This window comes from Pelistega indica, from assembly GCF_000506865.1.
GTDB classification, from domain to species: Bacteria; Pseudomonadota; Gammaproteobacteria; order Burkholderiales; family Burkholderiaceae_B; genus Taylorella; species Taylorella indica.
On the sequence record NZ_AYSV01000056.1, the window covers coordinates 1 to 1,065 of the forward strand.

Annotated in this window: 3 protein-coding genes; 1 reads left to right on the top strand and 2 read right to left on the bottom strand. The window is 44.5% G+C overall.

Translation table 11 applies throughout. The features are described 5' to 3' along the window. A partial coding sequence (locus tag V757_RS18510) for an IS3 family transposase (RefSeq protein ID WP_023949992.1) occupies positions 1-590 on the top strand: 590 nt, incomplete at its 5' end. Between the two features lie 13 nt (positions 591-603). Here the strand turns inward: V757_RS18510 and V757_RS18515 are convergent. Beyond that, entirely contained in the window at positions 604-834 is a 231-nt protein-coding gene (locus tag V757_RS18515) for a hypothetical protein (RefSeq protein ID WP_023949994.1), read from the bottom strand. Positions 835-863: 29 nt separating this feature from the next. Then, positions 864-1,065: integrase core domain-containing protein (locus V757_RS27910; protein ID WP_147628843.1), on the bottom strand; the 202-nt coding region annotated here is incomplete at its 5' end.

Here is a 1,065-nt window from a genome sequence, read left to right on the forward strand (position 1 = left end):
TCAGTCTATCATCAGCTTCAGGATTACAGCTACGAAGCAAACGCAAACAGCGTTTACCGGCAAGGCATCCGATGCCATTGACGCAACCGGTCATGGCACGAAGCAGTTGGTCAATTGATTTTATGTCGGATGGTCTGACGGGTCGCCGTCGGTTCCGTACACTTAACGTGATAGATGACTTTAACCGTGAGGTGCTAGGCATCGACATAGGGGTGAGTCTGCCCGCTATTCGGGTGACTCGCTTTTTAGATCAGCTTGGGGAAGCCCATGGATATCCGCAGTGTATTCGTACGGACAACGGGCCTGAGTTTACTTCCACAGAGTTCACGCAGTGGGCGCAGCAGCGAGGCATTCTGATTGACTTTATTGAGCCGGGATGCCCTTATCAGAACGCCTATATTGAGCGGTTCAATCGAACCTACCGTGAGGAAGTGTTGGATATGCATTTATTCACGACGCTCGATCAGGTGCGTTGGCATACAGAGGCGTGGATAAACATTTACAATACTGAAAGACCTCATGAGTCATTAGATCGTTTAAGTCCTGTCGAGTACAGGCAGAGAGCATATTCTACTTTAAAGCTGTGTTAAGAATGGGGTAGGTTCATAGTGACTCTCTTTCTTTCGCCAGAGTTTCATCTAATTTTCGTTTTTCTTCTGCTAACTTAATCTCAAGCTGTTTTTTCTCTTCAGCTAGTTTAGTTGCTATTTCTTCTTGTTGCTTAGCAATCTTTTCTTCATTTTCTTTCCGCTCTTTTTCGAATTTTTCCCGTTCCTCTGCTAATTGACGCATACTCTCTTGTTCTCTAATTTTAGCATTTTGTCTATTTTGCAAAATAGATTGGCGTTGAACCTACCCCATTCTTAACACAGCTTTAAAGTAGAATATGCTCTCTGCCTGTACTCGACAGGACTTAAACGATCTAATGACTCATGAGGTCTTTCAGTATTGTAAATGTTTATCCACGCCTCTGTATGCCAACGCACCTGATCGAGCGTCGTGAATAAATGCATATCCAACACTTCCTCACGGTAGGTTCGATTGAACCGCTCAATATAGGCCTGA